The following is a 20,231-nucleotide window of genomic DNA, read 5'->3' on the forward strand; positions in this document are numbered from 1 at the left end:
TTATTAATTCTGAAATATTGCATATCTTCTATCTTAAATCCTGCTATAATAAGTTCAATATCCAATATTGAACAATGTGTTCAATAAATTCAAAAGGAGAGTTGCATGCGCCATTCTGAACAAAATGCTGAGACCGAAAAACAAATTAAAGCCGCTTTTATCCATGTTGTTGAACTAAAGGGCTTTAATAAAGTGACTATCACCGATATTGCCAAACATGCCCACGTTAGTCGTGGTACTTTTTACGTCCACTACGTCGATAAATATGATTTATTAGAAAAAACTGAGCAAGAAATCTTTGAAAAGTTACAAAGCCATGTGGTTGTGGAACGATTGGAGGAACCATTATTGGCCCGCACCGATGAAGACATAGCCAGTTCAACCTACCGCATCTTTAACTATTATTTGGAGTATATAAATCAAGAACGTGAAACCATTCGCGTCTTGCTCTCTCCCAATGGCGATCCCTATTTCTTCGATAAGATTAAACAAATCATTGACCAGCTCTTTACAAATAAATTAACTGAGCTAAATGGTCACTTTTCAGATAAACTACCAATTTCCTATTCAATGGAACTATCCATCACCAACCTCCTAAACATTGTGCGTCATTGGTTAAATAGTCCCGACCCTGAAAGCCCTGATGAACTGGCCGAAATTTTAATGCAAAGTCGCTTACTAGCGCCACGTGACTTATTAGTATTTGATTAACTTATATACCCAATGACTTACTCATAAACTTCATATACTCTTGTCAAATCTCATTTTATTCTCACATAAACGCCCTATTAGCTTAAAAAACGTGTTATGATAGAGGAATTAATTAGAAAAACAAGGAGGCCAGCGCCAGATGCTTGAAAATTTGGTGAAATCAAAAGAATCATTGACCGTGGTCACTGAAGACACCACTTTAAGTGAAGCACTCATGATAATCGAAGATTTCAATTATCGCGCGCTCCCTATTTTAGATCAAAGCGGACAACTCTTCCGGGGTGTTATCTACAAATTGCACTTGTATAAACACAAAGCTAATAATGGGGACATGCAACAACCCGTCACGTCAGTGATGCGTAACACTACTAAATTCATCAATCTTGATGATTCCTTTTATGACCTCACTTTTGCGCTACGCGACCTCCCATTCATTTCCGTTTTAGACCATGAAAATCATTTTGCAGGTATCATCACGCATAATCGATATATGCACCTGCTCGAAGATTCTTGGTGCCCCACGACTGCTAGCACCGTGCTAACGATTGCGACAAGTGGTGAACGTGGTAGTTTAGAACGCGTTTCAAGAATTATCGCGCGGTATACGACCGTACTTTCACTTTTGACATTGAACCCCGACAATGACTTGAGTACAGCTCGGATTGTTGCAACAATTCCAGCTGAAGTTAATGAAGCAACAATTGGTAAAATTTCACGTACACTGGTACGTAAAGGATTCGCCCTTGAAAACATTGAAAAAGTGCATCATAACTAAAAAAAGCATACCCGCTTGGGTGTGCTTTTTTTGTTTATCGTTTAACCTCTTGGTGCTAAACAAAAAAAGAGACCACGCAAGTCGCAGTCCCTGTTCATTTATGATTTTAGTAATTTCCGTAGTACTTCAAAGTTGACGTCTTTCCAATACCAGGGTTGAAACTGTTGGTTGGATCATTCTTGTGATAATGCTCAACCAAAGCTGGTGCAGCCTTATACATGTGTCCCACGTTGTGTTCAGCAGGATAAATGGCACCACGTTCATCAAAGATCTTGAGCATCTCTTCCTTCACTTCATGTGCATCAACACCCTTCTTCAACACATAGTCTTGGTGCATAACGTGATCAAGGAAGTGTCCATAATATAGCTTATATTGAATCTTGTCCTCAAGCTCCTTTGGAAGGTGCTCGAACCAATTAAATTCATTACGTGGCAAAGCCACATCGATTGGCAAAATTTCAAGATTATCATCTTGGAAAACTTCTTCCAAACGGATTGCAACACTAGCTGTTACATAACGGTGTGTTGCGGCAACCTTGGCTTCATGTGGCGTACACTCGAAGTAATCACCCTCTTCTGTCTTGAAGAATTCCTTCAAATAGGCGCGCGCTTCATCAATCCCATCACCTTCCATCTTCAATTGAAGGTAGTGTTGATAACGATCACGATATTGTTCCATTCGCTTTGGCAATTGGTTTGGAATCGCATGGCTCATGGTCTGCAACATACGGTCTGGGAAGTATGGCTTAAACGTTGGAATGTGGTCCAAAATACGTTCAGCTGTTGCACGCATATTAAACAAATAAGGTAGTGCGTCGGTTCCCAATGTATCAATCACAACCAATGAATCTTTACCATACTTCTTGGCAAGGTCATAAGCTTCACGGTGCATGTATTCCCCTGAAACAGGTAAGTGCTTGAATTCAGTCATGATGTGACGACGCATCTTCTCAAGTACGTCCGGATCATTGGTTCCAATATAGAACACTTGTGAGGCATCAGCCTTAGGATACGTATCCATACGAACCGCAAAAGTGGCAAGTTTTCCAGCTGCACCAGAAACTTCATAAAGTTCCTTAGGGTTGGCATTGTACCGTGTTGGTTCAGACACATCCACATCACGAACACGCGCTTCATAATCACGCATATGCGCAACATGATTATCATCACGTTCTACATTATTAATATCGAAATTACGGTTTTCCAAATTCGTAATAATTTCTTCAGGGGTATCCCCTAAATCAATTCCCAAATGGTTCACCAAATGTAATTCATCATTTTCATCAATTTGTGCATACAAGGCAAGTTCAGTATAGGCTGGTCCACGTTGGATCAAAGCTCCACCTGAATTATTGTTAACTCCACCAACAACGGTAGCACCAATATTTGAAGAGCCAATGACAGAGTGTGGCTCACGGTCAACGTCATCCAACGTTTCCTCAAGCTTATGCAATGTCGTACCAGGGAAGGCTAACACTTGTTCGTTATTGTTAATCAATTGCAAACCTTTAATTCGCATACCGTTAACGACAACGATATCACGGTCATAACCTGAAGCTGGAATGGAACCTTCTGTCAGACCGGTATTTGCTGCTTGCATCAAGATAATAATATTATTCTTGTGCAAAACTTCCAGCACATGCCACAATTCCATTAAGTCGGCTGGCTTAACAACTGCAAGTGCATCCCCTTTTCCTGAACGATATCCTTCGCGATAGGGACGTGAACGTTCCTTGGATGTAATCACATTATGCTTTCCAACAATTTCCGTAAGCTCTTCTACAACACTCATATTCACAAACCCTCCAATTAAAATCTCTTTACAGTATTATTATACCACTTTAATTTTAAGGTACAGCATATCTAGTTAAACCACAAAAAAACCAGTCAGCTAACTGACTGGTCGGTTTTATCTAAGGATATCAATTAAATTTTTATTGGCCGCTTGCTTGGCCGGTAACCAACCAAAAATAACACCAACAATCGTTGACACACCAATTGCGAACACCACATCCCGCAAGGTAATCACTGCTTTGATATGCATATTCCCTGGAATCACCTTCACAGCTCCTGAAGCAATCAGATAACCTGACACCAATCCAATCAATCCACCGGTCACCGTCAAAATGATGGCTTCAATCAAAAATTGGTTACGAATATTCGCTTCTGTCGCTCCAACAGCTAAACGAATCCCGATTTCCTGGGTACGTTCTGAGACAGAAATGTACATCATATTCATAACACCAATTCCAGCAATAAATAGTGAAATTCCCGCCACGGCTGTCACAAAGAAAGTAATCCCGTTCAACACCTTACTAATTTGTCCAATCCACTTATTATTGTCCTCGTACTCATAGGTCCCATTTTGGCGGTTCGCCCCGTTCTTTTTGAGTAACTTTTCTGCCTTACGGCCAATTTTCTGTGGGTTTGCTCCCTTTTTGACATTGAGCGTCATAATTGACCCAGTCGTATTGTTTTCTTTCAAGTAAGCGTTGTACGGAATGATCGTGTCACTTTGATACGTATCATCCGTTGTAAATGTCCCAATCACGGTGTAGGCGTAATTCCCCAATGTTACCGATTTGCCGAGCGCATTTTCTGGAGATCCAAAATATCGTTTCGCTAGTCCCTTACTAATCAACATGTTGTTCTGCCCCACGTCTAAATCCGACTGACTAAAGTAGTGTCCACTATCAAGGTCGGGACCGCCGCTGCGTTTGCGAGCTACGGTAAAGTCTAATTCGCTCTCATCCCCATTAAGACTACCAAAATCACTCCCATAGTCGCCGGATAAAGTCGAAATTTTAGCATCGGTAATATCCGGATCAATTTCACTACTCCGCAGGAAACTTACGTCCGCTTGGGTAAAGCCATTAACACCTGCATCAGTATCACTTGTAAAGTCTATTTGAGCCTTCAACTCCCCACTTTTCGACGTTTTAAATTGCGACTTAGCCATTTGATTAACCCCATTTCCAATTGCCATAATCGTGATGACAGAGGCAATTCCAATGACAATCCCAATGATGGTCATAAAGGAACGTTTCGGGTTCATTTTAAGAGATTGAAAAGCCGTGATAATTGTCTCTCTAAATCTCATAATCAGCTCCCATCACTTGCCCGTCCAAGATTTTGATTAACCGTTCCGCTTGTTCACCCACCGAAGCGTCGTGCGTCACAATAATCAATGTCGTCCCAGCAGCATTTAAGCGCCTAAAAACATCCATAATTTCTATAGTCGTCGCACTATCTAACGCCCCCGTTGGTTCATCAGCAATCACGATATTTGGATTCGTCACAATCGCACGTGCAATCGCCACGCGCTGTTGTTGCCCACCGGACAATAATTTAGGATAAGTATCCGCCTTATCTAAAATGCCAACCTGTGCCAGAACATCTTCCACAATCCGCCGAATTTCTTTGTGCGGCTTTCCTTGATATTGCAATGGTAAACCGACATTATCCGCCACCGTCATATTGTCAATCAGCTTAAAATTTTGAAAAACCCAACCAACATTTTCATTTCGAAAGCGCGTGTATTGTTTCTTGCTCAAGGCTCGCGTATCTCGACCATTGAGCAAGTAGCTCCCTGAAAAATCACGATCCAACAAACCAATAATGTTCAATAAAGTCGACTTCCCTGACCCAGAGTGTCCCATAATCGCAACAAACTCACCATCATTAATCGTGATACTAATATCTTTGAGAACATGTTGTTTTTCCTTACCATGCATAAAAAATTTATTGATTTGCTTTAACTCTAACATCTGGTGCGCCCCCTAAATCTTTTTGCCATCAAGGTTACGCGTTCCAGGCGCCTTAACAATTGTTGCGGTCGAACTTAAATCCGTGTCGTCCACAATATAGCTGGCCCCAGATTTCTGCACTGGCAGTTGATGTTTATGGGCTCGGCCACCTTGAACTAAATAGACATATGTTTGCCCGTTTTCTTTTTTAACTGCGGAAGCTGGTAAGGCTACTTTATCTTGCTTAATCTTAAGCGTCACCTGTTGTCCAACACGGTACTCGGCAGCAGCCGTTGTTTTGAAATCGTAAGTCGTCACCTTACCGCTCGTCTTAGCAATTTGTGAGATAAAGGTGATTTTTTCAGTTGACGTTGTTGCTCCAGAATTTGTCGCAACTTGGGCGACAGCCCCGGTTGCCAAATTATCGTAGTCAAAATCCGTCACACTTGATGCAATATATTTATCAACTGAGTCAATGACTATTTTGACGTTGTTGGTATCCGTATCATCAATCGAAAGCATGCCATCATAAGGTGCCACAATATTTTTTGTGGCACGATTTATCTTACGTTGTGCATCCGTCAATTCAGATTGTAAATCTCCAGTATCGTTACCCTTTTGTTGTGCGTTCGCAATTTGCGTCTGTAATTGGCTAACTTGATTCGTTGCCTCCGCCAAATCCTGCTGATTTGTTGCGATTCCCAAAACATCGCCAGCACTTACATTGGCTCCGTCATTAACATACAGATTGACCTTTGCTCCCTCAGGCACTGAAATTTCCTGCTGATGGCGTGCCTTTACAACGCCAGATTCACTAATTGGTTGAACCTGTATTGGATGAACGGTGGCTTCCTTTGATTCGTCCTTAGCTTTCTGCGGCTTTGATAATGCCATGATAATCCCCATCACCACCACTACCAACACAATTACCGCTAAAATAAGGCGTCGCTTTTTACCCTTAAATGCTTTTTTAAACATACCCTGATTCCTCCCAAGAAATACGATAAAACGTCCTATGCTTACAGTTTACCTGATTATCCTAAGGCTTCAACGGCAATAAACCGTAATGCTGGATTTTGATCCGTTCGACAAATATTAAGTTGTGCATAGTTTGCCAACTTGAATTGCGTTTCTGACCCCATAATTTGTGGTGGTAAACAATAACAACTGCGATTAATATACCCCACTTGAACTCTAAGGAACTCTAGGTTAGATTTCTCAATTTGTGTCAAAAATGGACGCAACAGCGGCGCGATACCTAATACCAATAACCAAATCCAACTAAACTGGATAAGCTGATATAATCCTGCGATGCAGGCCAGTAGGCAACTACCGACGCCAACCGCCCAGATAAGTTGGTCTCGCTTCGGTGGATTTGAAAAGATATTGGGTTGGTCGAAGGCAATTCCAAACTGATCATCGACCCATGTCCGCACCTGATGTTGTGATGCTAGTGGTATTAACAAGCACTTTGTTTGCGTATCAGCTGCAGGGTCATTTAAAATCGCTGACACTTGATAAAGACGTAACAGACGCAAGCCTAAAGACTGCTCAATTTTAATCCCCATAACATCATCTCGACTCAGTACATTACAATCACGCTCGAGCCACCCATTACTAATAGCAAAATGGTCCGCATGCACCATTAATTTGAATTTTGCATACTTGAAATACTGCATGCCGATTGACCATCCGGGCATTAATATTAGTAGCAGCGCAATCATCCAACCATTTAGTGGTATATTGATGCCGGCATGCATCGCAACCCAGTCCCGCATTTGTGCTAGATCCATCAAAACTGGTACCATCAGTAAATAGTTTGCAGACAATAAGCCAGTTACAATTAATCTTTTTGGTGTAACGCCTGACGCCATCTGTACGCCTGTTGCTGCATCAGTGACTACTTGCGTTTGAAGATGGTTTAACACTAGCTCAAGTTGCTCGACTTCTGTCTTTTTCAAAGCACAGAAAGTGACCTGTGTTTCATCACCACCATTTTTAAAATATAGCGTCAGCCCTGAAACGTTTAATAACTGCTGTAACCAGTTTTGCTCGATGCGATAATTCACTAGAGCTTGTTTTTGGTTCAGTTCAAATGACCTGTGTTCAAAGCAGCCATAACAAATGCGGATACTTGATGTTTTTATTTGATAAGTGGTGTGTTGATACGTTAAGCCAATGGCAATAACTTGATACAGGACAAAGATGCACCATATTGGAACAGCCAAATCTGGACGATGCAGGGCGTGAATGAACACTTGGCACATTGGTATCAAAAACAAGACATCCAACAGCACTTGTTCACCCTTGATGAGGAAAAATGCTTTTGCTTGCTTATTCATTTTCTAACTCCATGTTTTTAACCTCTGCATTGAAGTAGGCAATCAAGTGGCATGCCTCACGCTCTGATATCCCGTGTAAGGCAAAACAACGAGCGGCGGTTTGAATTTCTACATCACAAATATGTAAATATTGCTTAATCATATGCGTTTGTTGCGTGATCCCATATACACGAGCGTACGGTATCCATGTTTTACATTTAACCACGCGACCACGCTCTAACTTAAAATGCTGCCTTTCATGATCCATATGTAAGCGTGCTGTCATGTAATAATTACGTTGATGAAGATACTCAAAAAACAGTCCAACGAAAAATATTCCCCATATCCACTTATCTCAATTTGAATTCAATTGTAACAAGTGTCGTCCTAAAAGAAGCCCGGCTAATAGGCAACCGTCTACGCTCAATATCGCCCCCATGGTATAAAACCAGTACTTACGTGTTGACTGCCACTCCTGTTGCGTTTCCATATTTCCCCCTTACTTCATAATTCCCCAATTTCTGCTAAATGTTTTTTATAGATAACTTCAGCAATTGATGGTCGAATTACCTTTTCGTATACCAAGAAATCTAAATACTCTTTAAACTCAGCCTTATTTTGTGATGTGGCGATTTTTTGCCGTATCAAGTTAAGTTTCTTTTTTGCCACAAAGTAAGACTCCCCGCTCTTTTTTTGATAATGGTTAATTTTAAAATCCACTTCAATAAATTCTCTTATCAGTTGCAACTCCTGCTCACTTAAATACCTAATCCACCTTTCCATCTCATATCACTCCCTCTCTTATCCTAAATCCAACTCAACTTTATAAAAACCGGACTTTTTTGTCAAATGAAAAGAAATTATTTTCACTCTGGTTATAAATAAAATTTAAGTATATTCATATTTTAATCGATACCTTATTTTTAAATTCGTTGAACCGCCAAGCATGAACAACTTTTTTAAATTTCAAGCATATTTTTACGTCATTCCTTTTCCTAAACTTAAAACATAGCTGGTAATGACAAAACACATTTGAGGAGGAATTATATATGGGAATTGCTTTACGATTAGCTCGAAAATATGGTATGAGATTCTACCGATTGATTATGCGTTGGATTAGCGAAGGCTTCAGCATTGCTTGGATTGAAAAACAACTAAAACGACGCACTCGAAAGCGGCGCCACTAACCCCTTACTTCATAAAGTATCACCAGCTAAAAAAAGGATCATCACTTTTGTGATGATCCTTTTTTCATTTCAACCCTGATTTAACGAATTTTCTTTCCAGGCAAGGTGATTAAACTCCAAATGAACATAATAATTGGCATAACCAAAACAACCCAGAAACCAACCGCGAGGAATTGTGAATAATCAATATTTAAACTCCCCACAATTGAGTTTTGCAGTTCTTGATATACCATAACAATCGCATAAACAATAACCCCAAAATCAACAATGGCAATTAACATGGCAACTGCCTTAGCAATATAGCTACGAATTAATTGCAACAACATATAAAGAATTGGGCAAATCATCAAAATATACATCAAGAGTGTAATCTTATGCGCATCAATGCCAATTGTTGTTAAATATGCACTCGAATTATTCAAAAAATCATACAGACGAATCGTTCGTTCATCCGTATTTGGTAAATCGATTTGCAAAAATGGCAAGGTAAATAGTGCTAATAAATCCACAAACCCAATGATGAAGCCAATCACACTTGTTCGTGAACGACGACCACGAGGTTGCGTGATTGGCTGTTCAACAATGACTTCTGGTTGATTATCTGCCACTTCCGGCGCCACTTTAGTTTCAGGCGTTTCTACAACATTATGCGTTTGATCATACTTAGCCACGCGTGTAGCAGGTGTTTCATCACTCGCTAGTTCATCGACATTTTGTTGTTGGTTTTGCATTAATTCAGCAAGTTCACCCGCCGTTGGCTGACGACCATACAATTTTTCAAATGCTGCAATTACTTCTCGTTCATTCATTTTTTCATACTCCTGTCGCTCAATTTATGTTTACTGGTATTGGGCAATTAAAGCCTTCAACTCAGCCTGGGCTGCTGCATCTTCAGAAACTTGGAACGTCTCGTCTGGGGCATATTCTGAAATATATTCACCATCATCATCATATTCACCAAATCCAATATTGGTTGAAGCTGGACTACCATTACCTAACTTCAGTTCATAGACGACACCATTATCACCAAGGAGATACTTAGAGATTGGCTTATCAAAATTCATATCCACAGAGTAGTTGCCAGCCATTGAACTTTCGGCTGAAAGATCTTGTTGACCAATCTTGCCTGATTTTGACTTATAAAAGACACAGCCACCAAGTGAATGGATTTTAAACCCAGCTTTTCCTGGATTGTCTTGATTTTGCACTTGAATTTCACCATCAGGAGAATCTGCATACCAATCACCACGACCAGCAGCACCATGATCAAAATACCAATCAGTTACAGCCATGTGACCTATCTTGGCCCGTTCACCAGCCCAGTTATTGAAAGCTTGATTGATTTTTTCAGCTTGCGCCGCTGTTAAATTCACGGATGACTTATTGGTATGGCTCTCACTCGACATTGTTGATGAATCCGCGGATGCTTGCGCCTCAGATTCCGATGATGCTTTCTTTGCCTGCCGTGATGATTCTGACATTGAACGTTCTTTGGCAGCCAAACTTGAGCTTGAAGCTGACATTTCAACTTTTTGCACGTGATGCTTTGCAAAGGCAGCACCTGCAAAAATTGACCCTCCCAATAAAACAACTAGCCCTAAAATAACTAACCAAACCTGTTTCTTTTTCATTTCCCAACTCCATAATTCCTAATTTATTTATGATTCATCTGCACCATCATTGGTTCGGGAATGTACCTTATCGGCATAATTCTCGCCCCAAACGGCCATTGCCTGAATAACTGGCTTAAGGGTTGCGCCAAAGTTGGTCACCCGATACTCCGTCTTAACCGGTACAACCGGATAGACTGTTTTATGAATGACCCCATCATCCTCTAGTTCTGCCAATTGTTTGGCTAACATGCGTTTGGAAACATATGGTAATTTTTCCTGTAATTCAGAAAAGCGTAACACCGTATTCTCAAATAAATGATACAAAATCACACTTTTCCATTTACCGGCAATAAACTGTAAAGTGTTTTGTACTGGACAACCCACATCGCAATCATATAATTTACGCATCATATTACCTCCGCTACTCTATCATACCATTTTAAACGGGGTGCACAATAATTCACCTCTTCCCATTCATTTAAATAGGTGTAGTATATGAGTTGTCAGGAGGTATGATATGAATAATTCAATGAAAGCTGTTGGTTTCTACCAACATTTACCTATTACAGACCCTGCTAGTTTTGAAGACGTAACAATCCCCATCCTCACACCAGGGGCCCATGACTTACTTGTCCAAGTACAAGGTGTTTCTGTTAACCCCGTGGATACAGGCGTTCGTAAGGGGGGCCGTAAAAACAAATTAGCACACCCTAAAATTATTGGTTGGGATTCAGTCGGCACGGTCACAGCCGTTGGTCCTGAGGTTACTTTGTTTACTCCAGGCGATCGCGTTTGGTATGCTGGCGAATTTACAAAAGCTGGTAGTGATGAAGAATTTCAAACCATCGATGAACGCATTGTTGGTCATGCTCCCCAAAAATTAACCGATCAACAAGCTGCTGCCATTCCGCTGGTGGGTTTAACAGCTTATGAAGCTTTATTTGAAAAAATGCATTTAGACTTCACCTCACACCAAGGTGAAAGTATCTTAATCATCAATGGATCTGGTGGTGTCGGCTCAATGGCTGTGCAACTCGCTAAGTTAGCTGGTTTGACTGTCATTGCAACAGCCTCTAAACCCGCTTCAATCGATTGGGTTAACCAACTTGGTACAGATTACGTGGTTGACCACCATCAAGATTTAGTTAAGCAAGTACGCGCCCTAGGTTTTAAAAATGTTGATTATATTTTGAATCTAAATAATTTGGATGCTCATTGGCAAGAAATTGCTGAATTAATTCGCCCCGACGGGATGATTGCGGCAACAACTGAAAATCATCGTTTAATTGACTTACAAGCTTTAACCAAGAAACGTGCAACGTTTGCTTGGGAATGGATGTATAGCAAGTCATATTACCAAACTGAGAACATGATTACACAACATGATATTTTGGATCATATTGCCCAGTTATATAACGACAAAGCGCTCCAACCAATAGATACTGTGTATTATCATCCTATTAACGCTCAGAATATGCGGAAAGCGCATGCTGATGTTGAATCTGGCCATATGGTCGGTAAAGTAAGCCTAACTGCTTGGTCGTAATTTAAATAAACGGCGTCCCTTATTTGGGACGCCTTATTTGATTCAGGTATCCTGTATTTATTTACGCTCTATTTTCGTATAGAATAGTATGATAACAGTGCGCGGGAGGGATAACGAGTATGCGGAAATATATGAAAAAATTCATGAATAGCTCAGCCATGCAAACAATCGTCGATTATTGCACACGCATCTACTTGGGTTATTCGAGTGCCGCAATTACCTACTATGCCCTCCTCGCCATCCTACCAACGCTAATTGTCGCTGGTAATTTACTATCAATCCTCAATTTAAGTTTAAATAACGTGATGCATTTTCTCAATCACTCACTGCCACCATCCGCTTTAACGATTGTCCGTCCTATTATTAAATCAATTCTAACGCAACACGGGTTAGGCGGTTTTTCAATTTCCTTAGTCGTTATGCTCTGGACAATGTCCCGCATGGTTGCATCCATTCGCATTTCGCAAAATACTATTTATGGGGTCAAACCAAAACATATCGCCATTATTGACCAGTTTGTTTCTTTCTTCTGGCTTATTTTAATTCTTGGAATTATCGCTGCCTTGTTAATGTTTGCCGCCTTCGGTTCAAATATTCTTGATGCTCTACCAATCAGACAATCAACGATTAACCACATTAACGCAACGCGACCGTACATCGTTGCAATTGGACTTTTCATTGGTGTTAGTCTTTTCAATTGGTTGTTGCCTGCCAAAAAGCCCTGGCTACCTTGGGCGCTGTTGGGAACATTCCTCGAAGTATCAGCGTTCATGCTCTTAACTCAAGCTTTCAGTGCTTATGTTTCAATCATCGCAAAAGCTTATTCTTTTTATCAGGCCATTGGTTCGGTGATTGTCGCCATGCTCTGGTTAAATTTCATGGCCTTGATTAGTAATATCTGTACGATTATTACAGCTATTTTAAATGATTTTTGGCCCGGAACCTCATTACGACGGCGTTCACCATTCCAAGCCCGCGTGAAGTAACAAAATTTAAGTTCCGTTTCAGCCCTGCTTATCAAATGTTTAAGCTAACGGCGTTATATTATATTCATACCTAATTAAGAGAAAAGCAACCCATACTTTTTTCATAAACCTACTCCTATAAAAAACACCAGGAATCCACCTGGTGTTTTTTTTGCACTATTTTGCGAAAAGAAAAACCCCTGCCAGTGGTAGGGGTTTTCGTTTAATTAAGCTTTAATAACACCAACTAAGATCAAGGCGATAACTAAAATACCAACCGCAATTCGGTAGTATCCAAAGGCCTTAAAGTCGTTCTTCTTAACATAATCAAGCAAGAACTTAATGGCGATATATGCAACAACCCATGAAACCATGAATCCAACAAACAGTACCCCAGATTGAATCATGGTAAAGCTACCACCCTTGAGGAAGTAACTACCAAGCTTCAAGATTGCGATACCGAACATCATTGGAATACTCATGAAGAATGAGAATTCTGTTGCCACGAAACGTGAGGCACCTAAGAGCAAAGCCCCTAAGATAGTTGCCCCTGAACGTGATGTTCCTGGGATGATGGCTAGCACTTGGAAGAATCCAATGAATAATGCCATCTTGTAACTCATAGCATTCAAATCCGTCAACCATGGTTGCTTGTCAGACAAGTAATTTTCAATAATGATAAACAAGAAACCATAAAGGATCAACATTGTAGCAACAACCCAAACGTTGTCGCCCATGTAATCATTCAAGGCTAACCCGATAATCGCTGAAGGCAACACTCCGACGATAACCTTCGACCACAAACGCCAAGTTTGATTCTTCTCAACTTGCGTCTTAGAGGGGGCAAATGGGTTCAGCTTATTGAAATAAAGCTGTAGCACGGCCATAATCGCCCCCAGTTGAATCACATATTCATACATGTGAGTGAAGGCTTTGGTCCAAACCGCACCACCGGGAATTCCCATTAGTGAGTCGGCGATAATAATATGCCCCGTTGATGAAATTGGTAGGAATTCAGTAATTCCTTCGACAATTCCAATAATAAAGGACTTTAAAAGTTCAATCATAAGTTATCTCCTATATTTACTTAACATTACCATACCAAAAATTTACAGCTAGCAAAACCTTTATGCACTTTTTTTAATTCTTTTTAAATTAGCGTATAATATCCCTTGCAATGTTATACGCTGTACAGTATAATTTTATGTATAAACTAATCGTAATTGAAATAGGAGAAAATATTATGAAGAAGAAATTATATAAGTCAGATAACCGTGTCCTTGCTGGAGTTCTTGGTGGCGTTGCCAACTACCTAAACATTGATCCAACTGTCATTCGTATTCTATTCGTTATCATTGCGTTCATCACTGGTTTTGTACCCTGTGTGATTTTCTATATTATCGCTGCAATGATTATGCCCGATATGCCTAACTTCTCACAATATGAACGTGAAGATGTGACGCCTAACAAAGATGACGAAATCTAATTAAACTAAAACACTGCCGAGCTTTATGCTCAGCAGTGTTTTTTTATGGTGTTGGTAAGCCGCTTTGTGCAAGATCGGTCTCAGAAACCTCACCACCGTAAAGAGGTCCCGTTTCTGCTGGTTTCAAATCAAGGGCTTTACGCAGCTGATTCGTTACCGATTGCTTTACTTCACTACTAATAAATTCTGAGGATCCCCGTTTTGTATCGTATGTTTGTCCAGTCAAATGACCCGTTTTAATGGTCTTACCTGCTAACAAGTAATTACCACTAATTTGTTCAATATCATGTGATGACAAATCAGTCTTTACTGACTGGCTCACGGCCGAAATAAAGTCAGCATCAGCTAACCGAAGCGGGTTAGACAAGGCTTTCTTTGAAATTCCTTGAATGACTAAACGTTGCCGTGCTTGACGTCCATAGTCCCCCTGCGGATCTTGATAACGCATTCGTGAAAAAGCTAACGCCGCTTTTCCATCCATCCGATCATATGAATGGGTGACATCATCCTTACCCGTGTGCGTAAAGTGGGTCGACCCTTTGGTGAATTTATACAAATTACCTGGATCACTATGGGCCGTTTCAGGATTAAACTCGAAGGTTAATGGCGAAGCAACTTGAATGCCACCCAACTCATTCACAACCTGTTCCAACCCACGCATATTCACAATGGCGTAGTAGTCAATCGGGACGTTTAACCACTGCTGTACCGTCTGAATCGACGTTTTAGCTGACCCATATTCATAGGCCGAATTTAACTTCGCTGGAAATTCGCTCTCATAACCTACTGGCGCCACAATACTATCTCGTGGTAGTGACACAAGTGTCGTTGTCTTCTTTTGTGGATTCACAACTGCCAACATTAACGAATCTGTTCGTCCCTTATAATTACGTCCGAATTCCCCAGTATCGGTCCCCATTAATAAAATAGAAAACGGTTTACGTTGCTTTAATAATTTGCTACCATTGCGCTCTTTCTTTACATGCGCCGGCTGATAGGCTTGATTCATCGCGCGATTCGCATTGACTAAAGTATGCACCCCAAAGCCAATCCCAATTGCCATAATGAGCAGCGTTATCGCTAACACAATGTTGCGTTCACGATACGCTGACTTGATGTACCGTGGTCCACGGACAACACGTCGCTTTTTTCTATCTGACATGCATGGTGCCCCCCCTCGCTCCATTACTATCTTAAACAGCCACAGGGGCCTTAATTGACTTACTTGGATGATAATTTTTGATTTTAATGTCATCCATTGTATAGTCGAAAATTGATTTAACATCTGGGTTTAACCAAAGTTCAGGTAAATCAGCCATTGGTCGCGCTAATTGTTCTTCTACTTGGTCCACGTGATTATTGTAAATATGCGCATCCCCTAATGTATGCACAAATTCACCCGCTTCATAACCCGTTTGAGCTGCTACCATGTGTAACAACAATGAATATGAAGCAATGTTAAATGGGACCCCTAGAAACATATCAGCTGATCGCTGGTACAATTGCAAACTAATCTTTCCATCTGCTACATAGAATTGGAACAGCGCATGACATGGTGGCAAAGCTTGGGTTGGCACTGCTTCAGGATTCCATGCCGTCACAATCAGACGACGTGAGTCTGGGTGCGTCTTAATTTGTTCGGTGACATCCGCCATTTGATCAATAAAACCACCCTGGACTTTCTTCCAGTGGCGCCATTGTGCGCCATACACATCCCCAAGTTCACCAAATTCTGCCGCAAATGCATCATCCGATAAAATCTTATCGACAAAAATCTCGTGTTGCTTATCATATTCGGCAGCAAAATCTTCATCGACTAAAGAGCGACGTCCAAAATCAGACATGTCAGGTCCAGTATAACTATCTGACTCAACCCAATTTTTAAAAGCCCATTCGTCCCAAATATGATTATTATTTTCCAACAAGAATTTAATATTGGTATTTCCTTGTAGGAACCACAACAACTCACTCTTAATTAGTTTAAATGGTACCCGCTTAGTAGTGAGAAGCGGAAAGCCTTCTGCCATATCAAACCGCATTTGACGCCCTAAAACAGAACGCGTCCCAGTGCCGGTACGATCTGTCTTAACAGCCCCATTTTCTAAAATATCTTGGAGGGTATCCAAGTAAGCTTGTTCATTCTGGCTCATTCCGTATCTCCTTGTGTTGAATCAATATATTTCTCAAAGTGTAACTTTTCAATATCATCAGCTGTAATCGTCACTTGTTCTAAGGCAACATGCTTTTCATCAATCAACGTCATCGCAAAATCATCGTTGCGGTAGTTACGTAAGTAATTAATTTTCTTTATCCCTGCTTGTAATAGTAGCTTTGTACAATATACACACGGGAAATCTGTGACATAAATTTCGGCATCATCTGATGAAATCCCCATTTTAGCCATTTGCATCAAGGCATTTTGTTCGGCATGAACGGCACGAATACAATGACCATCAACCATTAAATCGCCGACCTCATCACAATGTGGCGTTCCTGAAACTGAACCATTATACCCACTGGCAATAATACGTCCGTCTTTGACAATAACTGCTCCTACTTGTAAACGGGTACAGGTACCACGTGACGCTAACATCACTGCTTGCAACATAAAATAGGTTGGCCAGGCAATTCGCTTTTCAGTCATTTTTTCCACCTCAATTTATTTCTAACTCCCATCATACCGCATTCATGACCAGATTAAAATCGTTCCATACACCCCAACCATGATTTTTTAGTCTTCAAATTTATAGCTCCTAAAAATTTCTAAATAATACCTTTTTCCGTCAATCAGCGTCAGGCTGTATTAAAAAGATTAATAAATTCATTTAATAAAAAGCACCTTTCATATTTACCATAATTATGGTAAAATAAAAAAAGGCCTTGTCGTACATAAAATTCAGGCTTAAAGTAGTCTCGATCTCATTTGTCGAGAGAAGGCGAGATTGTCTCGCGAAAGGAAGTGTTTCTATGCCTGCATCATTAGTAGAAATTAAACAAAATCTTGATAACCATCTTGGTGAAACGGTAACGTTGATTACCCACGAAAGTCGTCATCGTACAATTGAACATCAAGCAATTGTACGTGAAACTTTCCCTGCTGTTTTTGTTTTAGATTTAAAGCAAGACGGCCACGAATTTGATCGTGCATCATTTAGTTATACTGACGTCTTAACTGAAAACATTGAAATTAATTTTAATTAAGCACCAGCAATTTGCTTTTGTTTTATTATACTAAAAACCAGAACCAATTTAAATTTGGTTCTGGTTTTTTTGCGTTCTTTTTTGTGTTAATTATTTTTGCATCCTCATTTATTAATACGATTTTTTCATCTAGCCTTATGAATTAAGCGGCCTTTCTTGACAAATTTATCATTTTATTCTAATAATTAAACAATCTAAAATAAGAAAGTTGGTATTCCACATGACAAAAGCAACTCCTGCTGATTTTGATTGGTCTGATTTAGGTTTCGCCTATCATGACTTGCCCTATCGTTTCCGCGCCGTTTACCGCAACGGCCAATGGGAACCTGGTGAAATCACTGAAGATAGTCAAATTCAAATGAGCGAAGCGGCAGCAGCTCTGCACTACGGTCAACAAGTCTTCGAAGGTATGAAGGCCTATCGTCGTGCTGATGGCGGCGTAAATATTTTCCGTCCTGACCGTAATGCGGCACGCATGCGTCAATCAGCAGAACGCTTAGTCATGCCTGGATACCCTGAAGACGATTTTGTGGACGCAGTCAAGGTCGTCGTCAAAGCAAATCAAGATTTCGTACCACCATATGGTTCAGGCGCCACTTTATACATTCGCCCTTTCCTAGTTGGTACAGGTGCAGTTGTAGGCGTTAAGCCAGCGGACGAGTATGTCTTTAGCATTTATGTAACCCCTGTTGGTGCGTACTATAAAGGTGGCTTAACCCCTACTGCCTATGTGACAAGCCCTTACGACCGTGCCGCGCATGGCGGAACGGGACGTGCTAAGGTGGGTGGTAACTATGCTGCTTCCATGCTCCCTGGACAAAATGCGCATGCTGCAGGATATTCAGATGTTGTTTATTTGGATTCGCGCCTTCATGAAAATATTGAGGAACTTGGTTCAGCCAATTTCTTTGGCATCACTAAAGACAATCGCTTCCTCACGCCTAAATCACCTTCAATTTTGCCATCTATTACCAAGTATTCACTGCTCGAGTTGGCAGAAGAAGCGGGTATGGTAACTGAAGAAACAACCATTAGTATTTACGATTTGGATCAATTTGAAGAGGCTGGTGCCATGGGAACTGCTGCCGTTATCTCCCCTGTTGGTTCGATCACACACAATGATAAGAAGCATGTTTTCTATTCAGAAACAGAAGTAGGACCAAAGACACAAGCGCTCTATGATCGCTTAATGGCGATTCAGTTCGGAGATCAACCTGGGCCAGCTGGCTGGGCAGTCGATGTACCACTAGATTAGCTAAAAAAAAACGATGCACACGCTTGTCGTGTGTATCGTTTTTTGTTTATTTTTTAACGTCAGGTTCAACCTTAGCTTCAGGCTCCTTCGTAACTTCGAAGTCGCTAATATAAGCATCCTTGTAGTGCAAGGCCTTGAAGTGGAATGGACCAACTTGCATCTCACTACCAGCACTAGCGTTTGGATTTTCGTCCAACATGTAACCTGTTAGCGTTACCATGTCAGAACGATCAAACTCACGCAAATTCGTCTTAAAGTAACGTTCAAAATCGTACAAAGTCATCTTACCAGAAACACGGTAATGCATAACTCCATCTTGGTCTGAACCAAGCTTTTCAACAAGATCATCGGCGACATCATCTACTTCATCACGAACTGTACCAAACAACTCTTCGTAGATATCTTTGTCGGTAACAATTCCAGATGTCCCACCGTACTCATCCTTAACAACGACCATTGGTGTACGCTTAGAAATCATTACTTGGAGGGCATCTTGAATAGGCATACTTTCAGGAACTGTTGGCATTTGGCGCAGAATCTTACGAACTGTGACAGTATCATCAGCATATGCTTGGCGCATCAAGTCATAGTTGAAGATGTAGCCTAATACCTTGTCCTTATCGTTGTCGGCCACAACCGGCAAACGTGAGAACTTCGTCTTGAAGTACACTTGAACTGCTTCCTTAATGGTTGTGTTAATATCAACAACTTCCATCTCAGTACGATCAATCATGATATCCACAACGTTTTTGTCGTTCATTTCAAACGCACGTTGCATCAACAGATAATCTTCGTCTTGTAACTGTCCTTGACGAGCCGCATTACGTGACAAGCTCAAAATTTCAGCCTCAGAATAGACTTCACTATCTTCTGACGCTGTCTTCATACCAAACAAATGCGTCACCCCGTTTGCTGACACGTTGAGTAACCAGACAAATGGGTAGAAGACCACGTGGAAGAATTTCAAAGGACCTGATACAGCTAGTCCCACCTTAACCGGAAACTCGATTGACACGTTCTTTGGCACAAGTTCAGTGAAGACCACTTCAACATATGTCAACAAGACCAAAGCGATAACAGAGGCAATAACACCAGCGCTTGGGCCTGTCATTTCTTGAATAATACCCATCTTCAAAAGCAAGTGGGCCACGGTTGATTCACCCATGAACCCTAACAACAAACCAGCCAAAGTAATTCCAACTTGGGTTGTTGACAGATATTCATTTAGGTTATCAACCATGTTAATGGTACGCGTGATTTTCCGTGATGGCTTTTCACGCTCGTTTTGCATTTCTTCTAATGTACTTCGACGAACTTTAACTAAGGCGAATTCAGCGGCAACAAAGATTGCTGCAAAAATTAACACAATGATAATGATAATCAATGAAATCCACAGTTGTGCAGTACTCAATAGAAATCCCTTCT

Annotated in this window: 23 protein-coding genes; 8 read left to right on the plus strand and 15 right to left on the minus strand. The window is 40.8% G+C overall.

Going from position 1 to position 20,231, the window contains the following annotated elements; translation table 11 throughout:
• The first annotated feature begins 105 nt into the window (after window positions 1-105).
• Both IV50_RS07340 and cbpA read left to right on the plus strand, forming a co-directional pair.
• Window positions 106-711: a TetR/AcrR family transcriptional regulator gene (locus tag IV50_RS07340; protein ID WP_057747114.1), complete on the plus strand. Its 606-nt coding sequence runs from the start codon at window positions 106-108 to the stop codon at window positions 709-711.
• Window positions 712-850: 139 nt separating this feature from the next.
• A complete protein-coding gene (cbpA, locus tag IV50_RS07345) occupies window positions 851-1,486 on the plus strand; it encodes a cyclic di-AMP binding protein CbpA (protein ID WP_057747116.1) in 636 nt (211 codons plus the stop codon).
• 106 nt (window positions 1,487-1,592) lie between these two features.
• On the opposite strand, the gene dld is transcribed toward cbpA, so the two are convergent.
• From dld to IV50_RS07380, 7 genes are all read right to left on the minus strand, one after another.
• Window positions 1,593-3,278, minus strand: coding sequence for a D-lactate dehydrogenase (gene dld, locus IV50_RS07350; protein WP_057747118.1), 1,686 nt, complete (start codon window positions 3,276-3,278; stop codon window positions 1,593-1,595).
• A 117-nt stretch (window positions 3,279-3,395) separates the two neighbouring features.
• Window positions 3,396-4,586 (minus strand): ABC transporter permease, encoded by a 1,191-nt coding sequence (locus IV50_RS07355; protein WP_057747120.1) that lies wholly within the window; start codon window positions 4,584-4,586, stop codon window positions 3,396-3,398.
• On the minus strand, window positions 4,576-5,253 hold the full coding sequence (locus tag IV50_RS07360; protein WP_057747122.1) for an ABC transporter ATP-binding protein: 678 nt from the start codon (window positions 5,251-5,253) through the stop codon (window positions 4,576-4,578). The genes IV50_RS07355 and IV50_RS07360 overlap by 11 nt, the downstream gene beginning before the upstream one ends.
• Window positions 5,254-5,265: 12 nt before the next feature.
• The gene (locus IV50_RS07365) at window positions 5,266-6,210 is read right to left on the minus strand and encodes an efflux RND transporter periplasmic adaptor subunit (RefSeq protein ID WP_057747124.1); all 945 of its coding nucleotides are present in this window, start codon (window positions 6,208-6,210) and stop codon (window positions 5,266-5,268) included.
• 56 nt (window positions 6,211-6,266) lie between these two features.
• A complete protein-coding gene (locus tag IV50_RS07370) occupies window positions 6,267-7,574 on the minus strand; it encodes a YdbT family protein (RefSeq protein ID WP_057747126.1) in 1,308 nt (435 codons plus the stop codon).
• Window positions 7,567-7,839 carry a hypothetical protein gene (locus IV50_RS07375; protein ID WP_141324985.1) on the minus strand — a complete coding sequence of 91 codons (273 nt, stop codon included), beginning with the start codon at window positions 7,837-7,839 and terminating at the stop codon, window positions 7,567-7,569. The genes IV50_RS07370 and IV50_RS07375 overlap by 8 nt, the downstream gene beginning before the upstream one ends.
• A 218-nt stretch (window positions 7,840-8,057) precedes the next feature.
• Window positions 8,058-8,336: a hypothetical protein gene (locus IV50_RS07380; RefSeq protein WP_057747130.1), complete on the minus strand. Its 279-nt coding sequence runs from the start codon at window positions 8,334-8,336 to the stop codon at window positions 8,058-8,060.
• A 266-nt stretch (window positions 8,337-8,602) separates the two neighbouring features.
• Here IV50_RS07380 and IV50_RS07915 point away from each other — a divergent pair, with 266 nt between their 5' ends.
• Entirely contained in the window at window positions 8,603-8,740 is a 138-nt protein-coding gene (locus IV50_RS07915) for a hypothetical protein (protein ID WP_162259507.1), read from the plus strand.
• A gap of 80 nt (window positions 8,741-8,820) precedes the next feature.
• On the opposite strand, the gene IV50_RS07385 is transcribed toward IV50_RS07915, so the two are convergent.
• The 3 genes from IV50_RS07385 to IV50_RS07395 are packed head-to-tail and all read right to left on the minus strand — an operon-like array spanning window position 8,821 to window position 10,761.
• Window positions 8,821-9,549, minus strand: a complete 729-nt coding sequence (locus IV50_RS07385; protein WP_057747132.1) for a hypothetical protein — start codon at window positions 9,547-9,549, stop codon at window positions 8,821-8,823.
• 30 nt (window positions 9,550-9,579) lie between these two features.
• Entirely contained in the window at window positions 9,580-10,371 is a 792-nt protein-coding gene (locus IV50_RS07390; protein WP_069201688.1) for a hypothetical protein, read from the minus strand.
• A gap of 27 nt (window positions 10,372-10,398) precedes the next feature.
• The gene (locus tag IV50_RS07395; RefSeq protein ID WP_057747134.1) at window positions 10,399-10,761 is read right to left on the minus strand and encodes a winged helix-turn-helix transcriptional regulator; all 363 of its coding nucleotides are present in this window, start codon (window positions 10,759-10,761) and stop codon (window positions 10,399-10,401) included.
• 121 nt (window positions 10,762-10,882) lie between these two features.
• On the opposite strand from IV50_RS07395, the gene IV50_RS07400 reads away from it, so the two are divergent.
• Together IV50_RS07400 and IV50_RS07405 are read left to right on the plus strand one after the other, a co-directional pair.
• Window positions 10,883-11,899, plus strand: a complete 1,017-nt coding sequence (locus IV50_RS07400) for a zinc-binding alcohol dehydrogenase family protein (protein WP_057747168.1) — start codon at window positions 10,883-10,885, stop codon at window positions 11,897-11,899.
• A gap of 119 nt (window positions 11,900-12,018) precedes the next feature.
• Window positions 12,019-12,885, plus strand: a complete 867-nt coding sequence (locus tag IV50_RS07405) for a YihY/virulence factor BrkB family protein (protein WP_057747136.1) — start codon at window positions 12,019-12,021, stop codon at window positions 12,883-12,885.
• A gap of 206 nt (window positions 12,886-13,091) precedes the next feature.
• Here the strand turns inward: IV50_RS07405 and IV50_RS07410 are convergent, their stop codons facing one another.
• A complete protein-coding gene (locus IV50_RS07410) occupies window positions 13,092-13,931 on the minus strand; it encodes an undecaprenyl-diphosphate phosphatase (protein WP_057747137.1) in 840 nt (279 codons plus the stop codon).
• 176 nt (window positions 13,932-14,107) lie between these two features.
• On the opposite strand from IV50_RS07410, the gene IV50_RS07415 reads away from it, so the two are divergent.
• On the plus strand, window positions 14,108-14,350 hold the full coding sequence (locus IV50_RS07415; protein ID WP_057747139.1) for a PspC domain-containing protein: 243 nt from the start codon (window positions 14,108-14,110) through the stop codon (window positions 14,348-14,350).
• A gap of 43 nt (window positions 14,351-14,393) precedes the next feature.
• Here the strand turns inward: IV50_RS07415 and IV50_RS07420 are convergent, their stop codons facing one another.
• Genes IV50_RS07420 through IV50_RS07430 form a run of 3 tightly spaced genes read right to left on the minus strand, consistent with a single transcriptional unit; the run spans window position 14,394 to window position 16,994 of the window.
• Window positions 14,394-15,512: an LCP family protein gene (locus IV50_RS07420; protein ID WP_057747141.1), complete on the minus strand. Its 1,119-nt coding sequence runs from the start codon at window positions 15,510-15,512 to the stop codon at window positions 14,394-14,396.
• A gap of 31 nt (window positions 15,513-15,543) precedes the next feature.
• Window positions 15,544-16,500: a thymidylate synthase gene (locus tag IV50_RS07425; protein ID WP_057747143.1), complete on the minus strand. Its 957-nt coding sequence runs from the start codon at window positions 16,498-16,500 to the stop codon at window positions 15,544-15,546.
• On the minus strand, window positions 16,497-16,994 hold the full coding sequence (locus IV50_RS07430; RefSeq protein ID WP_057747145.1) for a deaminase: 498 nt from the start codon (window positions 16,992-16,994) through the stop codon (window positions 16,497-16,499). The genes IV50_RS07425 and IV50_RS07430 overlap by 4 nt, the downstream gene beginning before the upstream one ends.
• A gap of 323 nt (window positions 16,995-17,317) precedes the next feature.
• On the opposite strand from IV50_RS07430, the gene IV50_RS07435 reads away from it, so the two are divergent.
• Together IV50_RS07435 and IV50_RS07440 are read left to right on the plus strand one after the other, a co-directional pair.
• Window positions 17,318-17,551 (plus strand): Veg family protein, encoded by a 234-nt coding sequence (locus IV50_RS07435; protein WP_057747147.1) that lies wholly within the window; start codon window positions 17,318-17,320, stop codon window positions 17,549-17,551.
• A gap of 220 nt (window positions 17,552-17,771) precedes the next feature.
• Window positions 17,772-18,806 carry a branched-chain amino acid aminotransferase gene (locus IV50_RS07440; RefSeq protein ID WP_057747149.1) on the plus strand — a complete coding sequence of 345 codons (1,035 nt, stop codon included), beginning with the start codon at window positions 17,772-17,774 and terminating at the stop codon, window positions 18,804-18,806.
• A 46-nt stretch (window positions 18,807-18,852) separates the two neighbouring features.
• Here the strand turns inward: IV50_RS07440 and IV50_RS07445 are convergent, their stop codons facing one another.
• The gene (locus IV50_RS07445) at window positions 18,853-20,217 is read right to left on the minus strand and encodes a hemolysin family protein (protein WP_057747151.1); all 1,365 of its coding nucleotides are present in this window, start codon (window positions 20,215-20,217) and stop codon (window positions 18,853-18,855) included.
• Window positions 20,218-20,231 lie beyond the last annotated feature (14 nt).

This window comes from Weissella viridescens, assembly GCF_001437355.1.
Classification (GTDB): Bacteria; Bacillota; Bacilli; order Lactobacillales; family Lactobacillaceae; genus Weissella; species Weissella viridescens.